The organism is Paraburkholderia ginsengiterrae, assembly GCF_001645125.1.
GTDB lineage: Bacteria > Pseudomonadota > Gammaproteobacteria > Burkholderiales > Burkholderiaceae > Paraburkholderia > Paraburkholderia ginsengiterrae.
Genome location: NZ_LXKA01000331.1, coordinates 1 through 15,733, shown reverse-complemented (window position 1 = coordinate 15,733; position 15,733 = coordinate 1). Strand labels below are relative to the sequence as shown.

Below are 15,733 nucleotides of genomic sequence, written 5' to 3'. Positions count from 1 at the left end.
TGCTCGAATGGGGGCGAGCGTGGCCGAGTGTGGTCGGGTGTGGTTAATGGCAGGAATGGTTTTCATTGACCGCGGCTTCGAGATGCCGGGCCGGGTTCGCGGCGTCGCGCACACGCCAGTTCAGGTGCAGATGTTCGAAGACGATGTTGACGATGACCGCCGTCAGTGCGCCCATGGCGAGCCCGTTGCCCAGCACGATCTGAAGCGAGGCGGGAAACCGGCTGTAGACACCCGGCACGACGATCGGCAGGAACCCCATCGTCAGCGCCGCGGCGAGGGTGTACATGTTGGCGCGCGAGCGCAGGTCGACCTGGCGGAGCAGGTTGATCCCCATCACGCCGATGATCGAAAACACGATCAGCGCGGTGCCGCCCACCACCGCCGTGGGAACCGCGTTGGCAAGACGGCTCAGCGGCGCAAGCAGCGCGATGACGATCAGGATCACGCCGGCCGCCGCCGTCACGAAGCGCGAACGGATGCCGGTCGCCTGAACGATGCCGATGTTTTCGCTGCTGGTAATGATCAGCGAGGTGCCGAACAGGCCGCCCAGAACGGACATCAACGCGTCCCCGCGGATGGTCTTAGGGACCGTGACGCTGGGGTCGATTTCCTTGCCCACGATCTCGGCAATCGCCACGGTCTGGCCTGTGGCTTCCGCCATCGAGATCACGCTGAAAATCAGCAAGGGAAGTGCCGCGAGCACGTCGAAATGGGGCATGCCGAAAGGCAGCGGCGAGGGAATCGTGACGACGGCGCCGGACCAGACCCCGGTGAAGTTCATCACCCCCAGGGCGGCTGCCAGCGCGGAGCCGGCCAGAAGGCCGAGCAGCACCGCGAGCTGTCCGAGCATGCCCTTGAAAATCCTGGCAAACAGGACAGTGAAAGCGACGGTCGCGAGTGCCAGTCCGATCGTCAACGGACTCGCGAATTCGGTCGTACCCGGCCGGCCGACGATCACGACGCCGTAGATCTTGATCAGGTTCGCGGCCACGAGAATCAGCATCGTGCCGATCACAATGCGCGGAAAGAATCGCAGGCAGCGCGCAAAGACGGGTAGCAGCAGGAAATAGAACAGGCCGGTCAGGATCACCGCGCCACTTGCCGTCTGCAGATTGGTCTGTTGCGCAATGAGGACGAACAGCACGACGGGAGCGCCGCCGGGCACCATGATGAACGGCAGCCGCGCGCCGAATTTCAGCGGACCGAACGATTGCAGCAGCGTGCCAAGACCGCAAACGAGAAAGGTGGCGCTGATGAGCTCCACGGTCAGCGCGGACGGCAGCCCAAGCGCCTTGGCGACCAGGAAGACGGCAGTGATCGGCGATGCGGCCACCACCAGGACGTGCTGCAGTCCGAACAGGGCGAGTTTGAGCAACGGTAAGCGCTCATCGACAGCATGAGCCGGCTGGGTGTTCTTCATGGCGACGTGTCTCCTGTTTCCCGGCAGTGGCCGCGCTGCGCCCGGCTGGGGTTGCTCCGGTATCCGGATGCGATGGGGGTTGCCGATCCCAAATCGATTTGGGATCGGCTTAAAAATAATCGCAAATCGATTTGGGGTGGGTTCAAAAAAAATGGCGCCTTCCCAAATCGATTTGCTATCGTAGAATGGTGCGCAGAAATGGACCTGTCAAGTTGAATAATTTATTGATTTGATGAACCCGATAGGTGCGGGCAACAAGGTCCGGGTATCAATTCGAGAGGACGAGAGGAGCACTATGCACAATCCGGCGCAGACGAAGCAGCGGGCGACCATCGCCGATGTCGCCCGCGCAGCCGGGGTCTCCCCCACCACGGTGTCGCACGCGCTGAACGGCAAGGGCTACGTGGACGCGCAAACGCGTGAGCGCGTGAAAGAGGCTGCCCGTGCGCTCGGTTACCGTCCCAGTGTCAGAGCGCAACGGCTGCGCACGGGGGAAGCCCGGACGATCGCGCTGATTTCCTCGATGCCGTTCGAAATTGCTGGCGGCGCCTCACGTCTCGGGTTCCTGATGGAGGTGGCCGCCGTGGCCGCGGCGACCGCGCTGACTCGCGGCCTCGCGCTCGTGCTGGTGCCGCCGCTGATGGCCGGCCGCTTGCCACTCGAGCAACTCGATATCGACGGCGCGATCGTGATCGAACCCACCGCGGACGACCCGAACGTGGCCCACCTTCAGGACCGCGGCCTGCCGGTCGTGTGTCTTGGACGCCAGCCGGCCAACGAGACGGTGCCGTACGTGGACATTCATTCATCGGCGACCACGGCGCTGCTGTTGCGCCATCTGAAGGACCAGGGCAGCCGGCACATCGCGCTGTTGATCGGCGCCCAGCAGCGCAATTCATACATCGAGTCCAGGGCGTGCTACCAGGCGTTCTGTGCCGAGCATGGCATGGAGCCCATCATCGCGGAGGCGGACGAGTCGGGCGGCGAGGCGGCGGGACGGGACGCATGCGGCACGCTGCTGCGGGAACATCCCCAGATCGACGGACTGTGTGCGCTCGTCGATGCGTTTGCCGTCGGCTCGGTGCAGGCGCTGCTCGAGGCGGGGCGGCGGGTGCCGGACAACGTGCGGGTCGTAACGCGCTATGACGGCACGCGTGCGCGAAGCTGCCGTCCGCCTCTGACCGCGGTCGATCTCCACCTGGACGACATGGCCACCCAGGCGGTTGCACTGCTGTTCGACCACCTGGGGGGCAACAAGGACGTCCGCCATTGCGTGGTGCCGCCGGCGCCGGATCTGGTGATTCGCGAATCGTCGGCCGCGCCCGCTTCCTGACGCGCTAACCCGCGTGCGACGCCCGCGCTTCGTGATGGTGATCCGCGGCGAGGAACATATACATCGCGGGCACCACGAACAACGTAAAGAGGGTGCCGATCGACAACCCTGTGAAGATCACCAGCCCCATCGCATTGCGGCCCGCGGCGCCCGCGCCCGAGGCGATCACGAGCGGCACGACGCCGAGCACCATCGCGGCGGTCGTCATCAGGATCGGGCGCAGCCGCACGCTCGCCGCTTCTTCCAGGGCTTCGCGCTTGGATCTGCCCGCACGCTGCAATTCGTTGGCGAATTGCACGATCAGAATTCCATGCTTGCTGACGAGCCCCATCAGCGTGACGAGCCCGACCTGCGTGTAGATGTTCAGCGTGCTCAGGCCGACGTTGATGAAGATGAGCGCGCCGAAGAGCGCCATCGGCACTGAGACCAGGATCACGACCGGATCGCGGAAACTCTCGAACTGCGCCGCCAGGGCGAGGAACACGATGATCGTTGCGAACAGCAGCGTGATGACGAAACCTCCGGATTCCTGCACGAACTGCCGCGACAGGCCTGAGTAGTCCGCCGAATAGCCTGCCGGTGCGGCTTGCGCGGTCGCCTTGCGCAGGAAATCGAGCACTTCGCCTTGCGACACGCCTGGCACGATCACGCCGGAGATCGTCGCCGAGTTGAGCTGCTGGAAGTGATTGATCGATTCCGGCACGACGTTGTGTTCGATGTGAGCGATCGTCGAGGCCGGCATGACGCTGCCATCCGGTGTGCGCAGATAGTAATCGAGCACCTGCGACGGATTCAGGCGGTCCGTTTGCAACACTTGCGGAATGACCTTGTACGAGCGTCCGGCAATCGAAAAGTAGTTGACGTAACCGCCGCCGAGCGCCGAGCCGAGCGCCTGCCCGACGTCGCTCTGCGAGAGCCCGAGCGAGGCCACCTTGTCGCGATCGACGACCAGCGTGGCCTCCGGCTTGTCGAGCTTGAGATCGCTGTCGACAAAGAAGAACATGCCGCTTTCGCGGGCTTTTTGCAGCACGGCCTGCGATACCTCGTTGAGATTCGCGAAAGGCTCGGTTGTGCTGATCACGAACTGCACCGGCAACCCCTGCGAGCCCGGCAGCGGCGGAAACTGGAAGGCGGCGACGCGCGCGCCGGCAATCTGATTCCATTTCTGCTGCAGTTCCTGCTGCAACTCGGTCGCGCCCTTGCTGCGCTTGTCCCATGTCTTGAACAGCACGCCGCCGATCCCCTGATTGAGCGTCGGCGCGCCCGTGAGCTGGAACATCTGTGCATATTCGGGAAGCTGTCTGGAGATGTCGAACACCTGGTCCGCGTACATCTGCATCTGCTGGATCGTCGCGTTCGGCGGCCCCTGGATCTGCGATAGCACGATGCCCTGATCTTCCTGCGGTGCGAGTTCCGATTTGGATGTCATGAACAGGTAGACCGCTCCGCCGAGCAGCAGCGCGCCCATGACGGTGAAGACCGGCCAGGTGTCGAGCGTTGCATGCAACAGCCGGGCGTAGCCGTGATGCACGCGTTCGAACTGGCGGTCGACGAAGCGCGCGAAGCGTCCGGACTCCTGGTCCGCGCGGAAGAAGCGCGAGCACATCATCGGCGACAGGGTCAGCGCGATCACGCCGGAGACGGTCACCGCGCCGGCGAGCGAGAACGCGAATTCGGTGAAGAGCGCGCCCGTGAGGCCGCCCTGGAAACCGATCGGCAGATACACGGCGACCAGCACGACGGTCATCGCAAGGATCGGCCCGCCGAGTTCGCGCGCGGCGATCAGCGCGGCGTCGAAGGGCGCCTTGCCTTCTTCCTTCATGTGGCGATCCACGTTTTCAACGACGATGATCGCGTCGTCCACCACGAGTCCGATCGCGAGCACGAGCGCGAGCAGCGTCAACAGGTTGATCGAATAACCAAGCAACTGCATCACGAAGAACGTGCCGATCAGCGACAGCGGCATGGCGATCAATGGCACGATGACCGCGCGAAAACTGCCGAGAAACAGGAAGATGACCGCGGTGACGATGATGAGCGCCTCGACCAGCGTCTTGATCACTTCGACGATCGCCGTATTGACGAAATCAGTCGCGTCATAAACGATGTCGCCGGTCATGCCGACCGGGAACTGCGCCTGCAGCGACGGGAAGACTGCGCGGACACGCTTGGCCACGTCGAGTATGTTCGCGTCCGGCGCGACCTTGATGCCGATGAACACCGAACGCTTGCCGCTGAAGGCCACATTGAAGTCGTAGCTGTCGGCGCCGAGCACGACGTTCGCGACGTCTTCGAGACGCACGATCGCACCGTTTTTCTGCTTGACGACGAGTTGCTTGAAGTCGTCGACGGTATGCAGATCCGTGCCCGCGTTCAGGTCGACGCTGACCATTTGGCCCTTGGTCGTGCCGAGTGTTGCGAGGTAGTTGTTGTTGCCGAGCGCCGTAAAGACGTCGGCCGCTGTCACGCCGTGCGCGGCGAGCCGGGTCGAATCGAGCCACGCGCGCAAGGCGAACTGCCGGCCGCCGAGCACCTCGGCCGTCTGCACGCCTTCGACCGAATCGAGCTTGGGTTTGACCACGCGCAGCAGATAGTCGGTGACGTTGTTGCTCGGCAGCACGCTGCTGTAAAAGCCCATGTACATCGCGTCGGTGGTTTGCCCGACCTCGACTGTCAGCACCGGCTGTTGCGCTTGCGGCGGCAGCTGGTTGCGCACCGACTGGATCTGCGTGTTGATCTCGGTCAGCGCGCGATTCGAGTCGTAGTTCAGGCGCAGCGTCGCGGTAATGGTCGACACGCCGGTGCTGCTCGTGGACGACAGGTAGTCGATGCCTTGCGCCTGGGCAATCGCCGCTTCGAGCGGCTGCGTGATGAAGCCGGCGATAGTATCGGCGTTGGCGCCATAGTAGGCCGTACTGATCGTTACGACTGCGTTTTCGGTCCGCGGATACTGGCTGACCTTCAGGGCCGCGAGTGAGCGCAGTCCGAGGACGAGGATCAGCAGGCTCACGACGGAGGCCAGCACGGGCCGCCGGATGAACAGGTCGGTGAAATTCATCGCATGGCCCTGTTATTGTTCCTGAGGCGCCGGGTTCGGATTGTCCGCCGGCTGCACGCTGTTATTGATCACGAGCGGCACGCCGTTCTTGAGCTTGAGCTGGCCGCTCGTTACGACCTGCGTGCCCTCGGCGACACCTTTCAGGATCGCTACCTGATCACCGCGCGTCGGGCCCGGCGTGACGAATACCTGCTGCGCGACGGGCAGCGTCTTGCCTTGTGCGTTCGGCTGCGTGCCCGGTTTGACGATGAATACGGTCGCGCCGTACGGGTTGTAGGTGATGGCCGTCTGCGGCAAGGTCAGGTAGCGCTGCGCGGCGCCGGCATCGATTTTCACGTTCGCGTACATGCCGGGCAGCAGCTTGCGCTCGCGGTCGTCCACCGTTGCTTCGATCTGCACGTTGCGCGTGGTGCTGTCGATCTTCGGATTGAGCGACTGGATCTTGCCGGTGAACGTTTGCCCGCCGAAGGCATTGGTATCGACCACGATGGTCTGGCCGATCGCGAGCTGGCCGAGTTGTTGCTGTGGGAGGTAGAAGTCGGCGTAGATCGGGTCGATGGCTTGCAGCGTGACGATTGGGTCCCCCGGATTGAGGTACTGCCCCGGATTGACCGTGGTGATGCCGAGACGCCCGGCAAACGGCGCGCGGATGGTTTTCTTTTCCACGAGTGCGGCCTGTTGCGCAACCTGCGCCTTTTTGCTTTTCAGATCCGCGGCATCCGCGTCGAGTTGTGCCTTGGCAATTGCCTTGATGTCGTACTGCGCCTGATCGCGCTGGTAGACGGTTTGCGCCAGCTCCGCCGTGGCCTGCAGCGAATGAAGCAAGGCCACGTCGGTGTCGTCGTTCAGGCGGACGAGAATCTGTCCGGCTTTCGCTTCCTGGCCCGAACTGAACGCGATTTCGCGCACGAGTCCTGCTATCTCGGTGGTCACATCGACGCCGCGCACCGCGCGCAGGCTGCCGACCGCGGCGAGCTGCGGCTGCCAAGTCTGGTAGCCGGCGACGACCGCCGATACCGTGGCGGGCGGCGCGGCATTGCTGGCCATGAACTTCGCGAACATGTACGACCTGAACTGGTTGAAGCCGACGAGCAGCGCCAGCAGCAGCCCGACGCAGATCAGCATGATCGTCATGCGCTTCGTCATCCGGGGTTTTTCAGTCATCGTCATGTCCTTCTTCGGCAACGGGCGACGCGCCGGCGCGGAAGTGATCGTGCGGGTGCGCTGTTCTCGTGAGTCATTGCGTTGCGGGAGCGCCGGGCGCGCTCGAGGCGTTCCACCAGCCGCCGCCGAGCGCCTGAAACAGCGCCGCGGTATCGGCGTAACGCGACGCCTGCGCCTGTGCGAGGCTCACCACCGTTTGCTGGTACTGGCGTTGAGCGTCGAGCAGCGACAGGTAGCTCACGCCGCCCACCCGGTACTGTCCGCGCGTCAGGTCGAGCGAGTCGCTGGCGGCGTGCCATGCGTCGGTCTGGGCCTTCAGGCCGGTGGCGTCGTGATCGAGCGCGCGCAGCGAATCCGCCACGTTCTGGAACGCCAGCAATACCGTTTCGCGGTACTGCGCATCGGCCTGCTCGTACGCCGCCTCGGCCGCGCGCTTTTGCGCGCTCAGCTGGCCGCCGTGAAAGAGCGGTTGCAGCAGGCTGCCGCCCAGGCTCCAGATCGTGCTGCCGGCCCTGAAAACCTGCGCGGGCGTGAGCGCCTCGGCGCCATAGCTGGCGGACAGTGTGATCTGCGGATACATGGCGGCCGTGGCCACGCCGACTTGCGCGCTCGCCTGATGCAGCACGGCGTCGGCGGCGAGGATGTCGGGCCGCTGCCGCACCAGAGCCGACGGCAGGCTCACCGGCAGCGTCACGGGCAACGAAAACATGTCGAGCCTGAATTCGGGCAGGGTGGCGTCGCTCGGCAGCTTGCCGGCCAGCACGGCGAGCTGGTGGCGCGCCTGGTCGAGCTGTTGCAGGAGGGGCGGCAGCGTCGCGCGGGTTTGCGCGACCAGCGTTTGCTGCGCGAGCACCGCAGTGCGGCTGACGCCGCCCAGATCGAACTGTTTGCTGAGTACTGCGAGTTGTTCGTCTTCCTCTGTGGCGATCCGCTCGGTGGCGTCGATCTGCGCTCGCAGCGACGCTTCCTTGACCGCCGCCGTCACGATATTGGCCGACATCGCAAGATAGGCGGCCTGCAACTGATAGGACTGGTAGTCGACTTGCGCGTGCAATGCTTCGAGTTCGCGCCGTGTTCCGCCGAATACATCGAGTTTGTACGACACATTGACCGACGCGTTGTAGAGATTGAATTCCTCAGTCAATCCCGGCTGGCCAAACGCGATCCCATTCAACTTCTCGCGCGTGGCACCCAGTTGCGCATCGACGCTGGGCAAAAGCGTGCCACCGGCTTGCGCCACGTAAGTTTCGTGGGCTTGCCGCAAAGCGGCCTGCGCCGCCGCAACGTTCGGACTGTTGGTGAAAGCTTCGCGAATCAGCGTGTCGAGCGGCTCGCAATGGAATAGCGTCCACCAGGCCGCCGGAATATCCTGTCCGGGCGCGAAGCGCTGCGGCAAGCCGGCGGCCCCCGGCGCGGAGGCCGTCTGGTCGGGCAAAGGCGTGGAGGTGTACGCGTCCGTAGCGGGCGCCGGGGGAGAGTGGTAGTCCGGACCGACCATGCAGCCGGCGAGTGCGGTGCAGCCGAAGAGCACGGCGCACCGCCGATACCGCCAGACAAAACGCCGGTTGACGTCGATCATCGATCCACCCTTGTGTCCACCTTATGTCGCCTGCGTTCAACCTGAACGAGGGTGCGGACGCGGATATTCATGCAACGCACAATTTCGATGTTTTTCCTGACACCGGCTTCATTGTTGCACCGGCGCAATCTCCGCACTTAGCCTAGCACGGCCGGTTGCGGCGTCCGCGCACGAGATCACGTAGTGAGCCGGTACGGCGGGTTTTGCAGCAACATGAAAATCGTACCGACGAAGTGCTACGATTAGTTCCTGAGGTAAGGACGATGGAGTTCGACATGACTACGTTTGCAATCGATGGCGTACGCATTGACCCCGTTACCGACCGCGTTACCCACCTGCGCTGGGCCCACGTCAATCCAAAAACCAATGAATGGCTGTCCGCCCTCGAGGTTGTCGAGGTGGAACAAGTCGTCCAGGCGATCCACGCAGGCAATGGCGTCTGGTCGCTGTTTACACTCGGCGGAATGCGCTTTCTCGGACCTAAAATCAAAGTCGTGACGCACACCGACGGACACGACGGAATCGATACGGACGTGCCTGACGGCCACGTCGAAAAATGCATCGACGACCTGCCGCGCGTCTGGCGCGGCGGCGGGCGCCGCGCGGGTGATCAACCAGCGCATCGACGAAGTATTGAGGGTCGAGTCCACGCGAATCGAAAAGGGTGCGACTCGCCCGGCGCGTTAGAGCGTCGCGTTTATTACTTCAGCAGATAAACGTATGGAATTTGCTTCTTTGTCGTGCGCTCCGCGCGCCGGTAAATTGGGCTGACCACGCCCTCGTTGGCGTACGACAAGGAGACTGCCATCATGGGAATGCGCCCGGATCCTACGTTTCACGCCTCGCCGAAACTGGCGATGGATGCGCCGGCGGAAGAGTACGCTTACACAGTGCTTCTCAGCCCTGATTTCTCGCAGCCCGACGCACTCGCTGTCATTGATGTGAAGCCCGGCTCGCCGACATACGGCCGGGTCGTTCACACGGTGCCGGTGCCTTACAAGGGGGACGAGTTCCATCATTTCGGATGGAATGCCTGTTCCTCGGCGCTCTCGCCATTAACCGGCCACGCGTTCCTCGAGCGGCGCTACCTGATTATTCCGGGCATGCGCTCGTCCCGCATTTATATCGTGGATACCCAGCCGCATCCGACCCAGGCGCGGATTCACAAAATCATCGAACCTGAAGAGATTTTCCGCAAGACGGGCTACTCGCGTCCGCATACGGTCCATTGCGGTCCCGAAGGCATTTACGTAAGCACGCTCGGCGGCGGCGGGAAAGACGGCACCGACGGGCCGCCGGGTATTTTTATCATGGATTGCGAAACATTCGAGGTGCTTGGGCGCTGGGAAATCGAACGCGGGCCGCAGGAGAAACACTACGACTTCTGGTGGAATCTGCCGCGCGACTATATGGTGTCGAGCGAGTGGGCTTTGCCGCCGCAGTTCGAAAACGGCATCGTTGCCGAAGACCTGCTGTCGAACAAATACGGACACCGTATCCACTTCTGGGATCTGCGCGGCAGGCGCAATGTGCAGACCCTCGATCTTGGCGCAAATCATCAGATGGCGCTCGAAGTGCGGCCCGCTCACGATCCTAGCCGCGAGTACGGCTTTATCGGCGTGGTGATCGACACGACCAATCTGGAAGGGTCGATCTGGACCTGGTGGCGCGAGGGTGGACAGTTTCACATCGAGAAGACGGCGACCATCCCGCCCGAGCCTGCTGCGGCGGAATTGCTGCCGCCATTGCTGCAAGGCTTCGGCGCGGTGCCGCCGCTCGTTACGGATATCGATTTATCCATCGACGACAAATTCCTCTATGTCGCCTGCTGGGGCACGGGCGAGATGCGCCAGTACGACGTGACGGAACCCCGCAAGCCGAAGCTCACCGGATCGGTACATATTGGCGGGATCGCGCGGCGCACACCGCATGCCAACGGTAAAACTTTCGCGGGTGGTCCGCAGATGGTCGAGATCAGCCGCGACGGCAAGCGCGTTTATTGGACCAACTCGCTCTATTCCACTTGGGACAATCAGTTCTACCCGGACGGCGTGCCCGCGGCACAGGTCATGGCGCGGGCCGATTCGGGCGGCGGCCTCGCTCTGGCCGACGATTATTGGGTGGATTTTCCCGATGGATACCGGGCGCACCAGATCCGGCTCGAAGGCGGAGACTGCTCTACAGATTCGTTCTGCTACCCGTCGGTGGGCGTTTGAGCGTGGACGGCTGGTCGCAAACCGGGCTGTGGCTAGCCGTCCTGGCGAGTGGCTTCTATCACGGCATTAACCCGGCGATGGGGTGGCCACTCGCCGTTGCGAACGGGTTGATGCAGCGGCGCGCGCGAGCACTGTTCCACGCGCTCATCTATCTCGCTGCCGGGCACGTGCTCGCGATGTTCGTGGTGATGTTGCCGTTCGCCTTGCTTGCAATCGTGCTTGCCTGGCAGCGCGAAATTCAGCTCGGCGCCAGCGTGCTCGTTATCGGCTTCGGCGTCTTTTTGCTGATCCGCAGACGCCATCCCCGTGTGCTTGCGCGAATCCCGCCGGCTCGGCTCGCTCTATGGTCTTTTGCCGTTGCCATCGCGCACGGTGCCGGGCTGATGCTCGTACCGGTCTATCTCGGACTTTGCCGCGCTGATGACATGGGTTCGGGGCACCTGGCCGCGCAAGCTCTGATGGAAACGAATCTGCGCATGGCGCTGCTTGTCTCCGGTGTTCATGCCGTTGCTATGGCGGCTGTCGGCGGATTGTTTGCCTGGTTGGTCTACCGGTACCTGGGGCTCAAATTCGTGTCTCGAAGCTGGTTCAATCTGGACGTGATCTGGGCGTGGAGTCTCGTGCTGGTGGGGGCGCTTTCAGTGGTGCTCAATGCGGTGTGAAGCTTCGCATCGTCACCTCGGCTTTGATCAGTTTGGCGCGCTTTGGCTCGCACGTCGGCATGCTTTCTCGTCGTTTGTCTATCGTGCACGCTCTTCGTACATCGCCATTCCGCTTGCGGTCAGCACCTCGTTCAGTGATTGCCGCAATAGATCGACGGGGCGCATGAGCCGGCCGGGAAGCGAGCCATGAATGAACCAGACGTCGATCCCCGCGTGAAAGTCCGTGGTCTCGACGATCCTGAGTGCCGAGCGATGGACGGAGCGCTCGAGCAGATCTGGTGTGACGAGTCCAATGCCGATGCCGCGCGCAACCAGCGACAGTTGCAAGTCGGAGCCAAACGCTTCGACAGCGACGTTAAAGGGGAGTCCAGCCGCCTCCAGCGCCCGTCTCAGTGCCGAACGCATGCCACAGCCATCCTGATTCAGGATCCACTCGCGTTTCGATAACTCCGCCAGCGTCGTCGGCTTGTTGGACAGACCCAGCGAGTGCGCCGCGACGACCACAGTCGGCACGAACGCGAGCGGCGTGGCGTGCAACGTTTCGGGCGGTGAAAAGTCGGACGGCATCAGCACGATCGCCGCATCGAGCGATGCGCGTTCAAGGCTCTGCACGAGGCCCGGTGACCAACCCGCCGTAACGCGTAGCGTCAGCCGCGGAAAGACGCTACGCAGCAGATCGACGGGTTTTTCCAGCGCGACCTCGGCAAGAAACGGCGGCATGCCAATTCTCAACTCGCCGGCAGGCTCGCTTTCAGGCGACGCAACCGACAACAGATCGTCCACCGCGCGCAACACGGTGCGCGCGAGCGCATAGACCTCGTTGCCCGCCGCGGTTGGTTTGAGCGGCTTGCTTTGGCGATCGAGCAGCTCGGTGCCCAGCGTGCTCTCAAGGTTTTGCACCCGCCGTGTCAGGCCAGGCTGTGTGAGATGAAGTTTTTCCGCAGCGCGCACCATCGACCCGCTTTCGACGACGGCAACGAACGCCTCAAGATCGCGCGTATTCAAAATTAATTCGCATAATCATTATCAACATATTTCAATTGTCGCATATTGAGTGAATCACTAGGATGAGTTTTTCAACTCTGTCTTGAGAGCGCCGGTCAATGAACTCATCCGTCGAAAATCCCGCCTGCGTTGTCGCGACGCAGGAGGCCGAGTCCCCACAGCAACTCACGGCACTGCTCACTTTGTTCTTTGGGACGGCAGTGGGCGTGATCGTCGTGAATCTGTTTGCCGCGCAGCCGCTGACCGGTTCGATCGGCCGCAGCCTGCACCTTGCCCCTGAGTTGACGGGACTTGTCGCCATGCTTCCGCAACTCGGTTATGCGCTCGGTTTGGTGCTGCTGGTGCCGTTGTGCGATTTGCTTGAGAACCGCCGTCTGATCGTTCGGACACTTGCGTGCTGCGCCGGTTGTCTCGCGGTTGCGATGGTTACTGATTCGCGCGGTGTGTTTCTGCTCGCCATATTTCTGGCCGGCGCGACATCCAGCGTGATTCAGATGCTCGTGCCCATGGCGGCTGCGATGGCGTCGGAAAGCCATCGCGGGCGGGCTGTCGGCAACGTGATGAGCGGACTGATGCTCGGCATCCTGTTGTCGCGCCCGGCTGCGAGCGTGATCGCCGGCGCGCTCGGCTGGCGTGCCTTCTATGGCCTCGCTGCTTTGATCGACGCGGTGCTCGCCGTGGTTCTCTACTTCAAGCTGCCCGTGCGCTTGCCGGTAGTCGCCACGCGTTACCCGGCGCTGTTGCGCTCGTTGTGGACCATGCTGCGAACCGAGCGGGTGTTGCAACGAAACGCTGCATCGGCTGCGTTGGGCATGGGGGCGTTCAGCGCGTTCTGGACCGCGATCGGCCTGCGGCTTGTGCAGCCGCCGTTCAGCTTCAGTCTGAACGGCATTGCGCTATTCGCACTGGCGGGCGCGGCGGGCGCGATCGTGACGCCGCTTGCGGGTCGTGCGGGCGACCGCGGGGCGGGTCGCGCGGCGCTGATCTCAGGTCATCTGACCATGCTCGCCGCGATGGTGGTCATCGGCGTGGCAGGGGCGGGTTGGGGTGGTTTCTCGGCGAGCCATCATCCGGCACTGGCGGTTGCGCTGCTGGTTGCGGGAGCGGCCGCGCTCGATGCCGGTGTGGTCACCGACCAGACGCTAGGCCGGCGCGCGATCAACCTGATGAACCCTGCTGCGCGCGGACGGCTCAATGGGTTGTTTGTCGGTGTGTTTTTTGTTGGCGGCGCGTTGGGGGCGATGTTGTCGGGGGCGGCGTGGTCCGTGGGCGGATGGACGGGTGTTTGTGTCGTAGGGTTCGTGTTTAGCGGAGCTGCGTTTGTTCTCAGATTGGTTGGGGTGGGTCAGGGTGACTAATAAAGCGGAAGTTGAAAAGAAATTCCAGCTTCCGCGTTATTAGTCGTCACCTGTCAATTAAAGCAAAAGGCGGACAAATTTAAAGGAGAAGTTGAATGGTAAGTAGGGGGTGATCTTGGGTGGTCGCGCAAATCGTTAAATCAGAAATTGAGAATTTTTTGCAGAAATTAGTCAGAAAGTGAATTAATTTGCAGTTCATGTCTAAGCCTTTGATTTTAAATTAATTGGTCCGCGAGTAAATTGACGGGTTAAAGCAGATCCTGAGCGCTCGGTCACGGTAACGCGTCTTAAAATATTGCATGACGGAGAGTTAAGTAGAATATGAACCGCGAGGCCGGCACGTGTGCAAAGGACCAGTGGCTTTGGCGTCTGATTTTCGGCCATTGCCGCCACTGGGGCCGGCTGAACTCTAGGTCAGCAATGTGGCCGATTGCCGACGGCGGTGGTTTGAGCATCCGAGTGGCGGCCTTCTCGATCCGCAAATTCACCCTTTCGACCCTGAGCGGCCGCTCGCAGTGCCCCGCGCGACTGCGGGATTATTTCACCCCGTTGAGCTCCTTGTATTCAGTGAAATGTGCGCCGAGCGAGTTCGCGAATTCGTCATTTTGTGCGATGTCATTGATATAGGCACAAGCTCCAATAAGAAAATGACATGCGATGTTTACGGTATCTCCGATCTCGGTTGAGTCACAATTCGGCCCCCATTTCACGTTACCAGCATCACCGATGTATCGGCATAATGCCTCTATTGACGGGTGCGCAGAATCTGCGGAAAGCTGTCGGTAAAACAAATACATGTCCGCAAGACCAACGCGCTCGGCAAGCTGTTCAAATTTCAGACTAGAAAGATCCTCAGGATACTCGTTTAGCCGCGCAGCATACGCACGCAATCGATCAGCCGATTCGACGTCGGTATACTGGAGTCGATCGGGGACTTTGAGTATGAAATTAGCCCGCGCCTTCCTGCTTTGAAGTGTCGCGCGTCGGAACTCATTCGCAAAATCCTCCTTTCCACACTCCATTGCGGCGAGGCAGAAGGTGCTTTCAAGACAGCTTCTGGCGAGTGTTCGCGCTTCCACAATCATGCCTCGCTCGGCCATCAGGATAGCGCCTTGGAAGTTCGAAAGAGTTCTTGTAAACAATAGCATTGCGAGAAGACGGCTATCTTGGCCCTCGCCGGTGGTCACACTCAATCCATGCAGCAGACTCTGTCCTAGACGATTCAGCCTTTCTGCGAATGAAAACCACGCCGCGTTATCTGCCCGATGTTTGCCGATCCAATGCGTAACATCGTTGGAAAGAAATCCGAGTTCGTCTATAGACATGCACAACCTCTCATTGTCAACTGGCCAACTCGGCTGAAGTGCGAGCGGGGGCAACTCCGGCCAGCGATGCGTTCGAGACGAGCAACAGTTGCCGACACGCAAAATGTCCGGCGACTGGATTGACGGCGCACTTGGACGCGCTGGGCTTCATCGATCCGGTGTCGCGACGCAATCTCACGTGGACGAAACGCTGCTGTTGAGGCAAGAAGAAACGGGAGCCAGACGCGGGGTTGTCGTACTTTCCATGCAGTATCTGGCGGTAGCCGTGCGCAGAGCTGCTTGCAGCAAGGCTCGGCCGTTCGGCGGCGTTCGCACATTCAGCGATTGTGCAAGTACTTGATCGGTATGGATTTTCAGGATCAAGGCACCAGATTTTTGCACGGAAAGTACGACAACCCCAAGAAACGCTACGCGTGTCAGTGCGAATCGGATGCCTGTCAGGGCACCATGCTCGGTCGCTAACATTTTCACTTCCGAAACGCTGTGACTAATGAGATGGTCGCCCCCGTCCTCAGGGCATCTACGCTTAGGGGAATTTCCCACCTCCGAGGAGGCCATCATGCACGACGTGACACTGATTGGAATTGACCTGGGCAAACACGTATTTCATCTC

10 protein-coding genes and 1 pseudogene are annotated in these 15,733 nt (G+C 61.7%); 5 read left to right on the top strand and 6 right to left on the bottom strand.

Annotated elements, in window-relative coordinates:
* Window positions 1–43 precede the first annotated feature (43 nt).
* A complete protein-coding gene (locus A6V37_RS24840) occupies window positions 44–1,420 on the bottom strand; it encodes a uracil-xanthine permease family protein (protein WP_064269340.1) in 1,377 nt (458 codons plus the stop codon).
* 295 nt (window positions 1,421–1,715) lie between these two features.
* On the opposite strand from A6V37_RS24840, the gene A6V37_RS24835 reads away from it, so the two are divergent.
* Window positions 1,716–2,753 carry a LacI family DNA-binding transcriptional regulator gene (locus A6V37_RS24835; protein WP_064269339.1) on the top strand — a complete coding sequence of 346 codons (1,038 nt, stop codon included), beginning with the start codon at window positions 1,716–1,718 and terminating at the stop codon, window positions 2,751–2,753.
* 4 nt (window positions 2,754–2,757) lie between these two features.
* Here A6V37_RS24835 and A6V37_RS24830 read toward each other — a convergent pair whose 3' ends face one another.
* From A6V37_RS24830 to A6V37_RS24820, 3 genes are all read right to left on the bottom strand, one after another.
* Window positions 2,758–5,811, bottom strand: coding sequence for an efflux RND transporter permease subunit (locus A6V37_RS24830; protein ID WP_064269338.1), 3,054 nt, complete (start codon window positions 5,809–5,811; stop codon window positions 2,758–2,760).
* A 12-nt stretch (window positions 5,812–5,823) separates the two neighbouring features.
* A complete protein-coding gene (locus tag A6V37_RS24825; RefSeq protein WP_064286436.1) occupies window positions 5,824–6,975 on the bottom strand; it encodes an efflux RND transporter periplasmic adaptor subunit in 1,152 nt (383 codons plus the stop codon).
* A 73-nt stretch (window positions 6,976–7,048) separates the two neighbouring features.
* Window positions 7,049–8,554: an efflux transporter outer membrane subunit gene (locus A6V37_RS24820; protein WP_064269337.1), complete on the bottom strand. Its 1,506-nt coding sequence runs from the start codon at window positions 8,552–8,554 to the stop codon at window positions 7,049–7,051.
* A gap of 275 nt (window positions 8,555–8,829) precedes the next feature.
* Here A6V37_RS24820 and A6V37_RS39460 point away from each other — a divergent pair.
* From A6V37_RS39460 to A6V37_RS24805, 3 genes and pseudogenes are all read left to right on the top strand, one after another.
* A pseudogene (locus A6V37_RS39460) lies at window positions 8,830–9,135 on the top strand (hypothetical protein); the annotation flags it as partial.
* 228 nt (window positions 9,136–9,363) lie between these two features.
* Window positions 9,364–10,770 (top strand): selenium-binding protein SBP56-related protein, encoded by a 1,407-nt coding sequence (locus A6V37_RS24810; RefSeq protein WP_064269336.1) that lies wholly within the window; start codon window positions 9,364–9,366, stop codon window positions 10,768–10,770.
* Entirely contained in the window at window positions 10,767–11,432 is a 666-nt protein-coding gene (locus A6V37_RS24805) for a hypothetical protein (protein ID WP_064269335.1), read from the top strand. Before A6V37_RS24810 ends, A6V37_RS24805 begins: the two co-directional genes overlap by 4 nt.
* 78 nt (window positions 11,433–11,510) lie before the next feature.
* Here A6V37_RS24805 and A6V37_RS24800 read toward each other — a convergent pair whose 3' ends face one another.
* A complete protein-coding gene (locus tag A6V37_RS24800; protein ID WP_064269334.1) occupies window positions 11,511–12,437 on the bottom strand; it encodes a LysR family transcriptional regulator in 927 nt (308 codons plus the stop codon).
* Window positions 12,438–12,535: 98 nt separating this feature from the next.
* On the opposite strand from A6V37_RS24800, the gene A6V37_RS24795 reads away from it, so the two are divergent.
* Window positions 12,536–13,795, top strand: coding sequence for an MFS transporter (locus tag A6V37_RS24795; protein ID WP_064286429.1), 1,260 nt, complete (start codon window positions 12,536–12,538; stop codon window positions 13,793–13,795).
* Between the two features lie 536 nt (window positions 13,796–14,331).
* On the opposite strand, the gene A6V37_RS24790 is transcribed toward A6V37_RS24795, so the two are convergent.
* Complete coding sequence (locus tag A6V37_RS24790; protein WP_064269332.1) at window positions 14,332–15,120, bottom strand: DUF5677 domain-containing protein; 789 nt, start codon at window positions 15,118–15,120, stop codon at window positions 14,332–14,334.
* Window positions 15,121–15,733 lie beyond the last annotated feature (613 nt).

Coding starts and splice junctions, on each gene's coding strand:
- A6V37_RS24840 (WP_064269340.1), bottom strand. CDS start 1,420: ATGAAGAACACCCAGCCGGCTCATGCTGTCGATGAGCGCTTACCGTTG.
- A6V37_RS24835 (WP_064269339.1), top strand. CDS start 1,716: ATGCACAATCCGGCGCAGACGAAGCAGCGGGCGACCATCGCCGATGTC.
- A6V37_RS24830 (WP_064269338.1), bottom strand. CDS start 5,811: ATGAATTTCACCGACCTGTTCATCCGGCGGCCCGTGCTGGCCTCCGTC.
- A6V37_RS24825 (WP_064286436.1), bottom strand. CDS start 6,975: ATGACTGAAAAACCCCGGATGACGAAGCGCATGACGATCATGCTGATC.
- A6V37_RS24820 (WP_064269337.1), bottom strand. CDS start 8,554: ATGATCGACGTCAACCGGCGTTTTGTCTGGCGGTATCGGCGGTGCGCC.
- A6V37_RS24810 (WP_064269336.1), top strand. CDS start 9,364: ATGGGAATGCGCCCGGATCCTACGTTTCACGCCTCGCCGAAACTGGCG.
- A6V37_RS24795 (WP_064286429.1), top strand. CDS start 12,536: ATGAACTCATCCGTCGAAAATCCCGCCTGCGTTGTCGCGACGCAGGAG.
- A6V37_RS24790 (WP_064269332.1), bottom strand. CDS start 15,120: ATGTCTATAGACGAACTCGGATTTCTTTCCAACGATGTTACGCATTGG.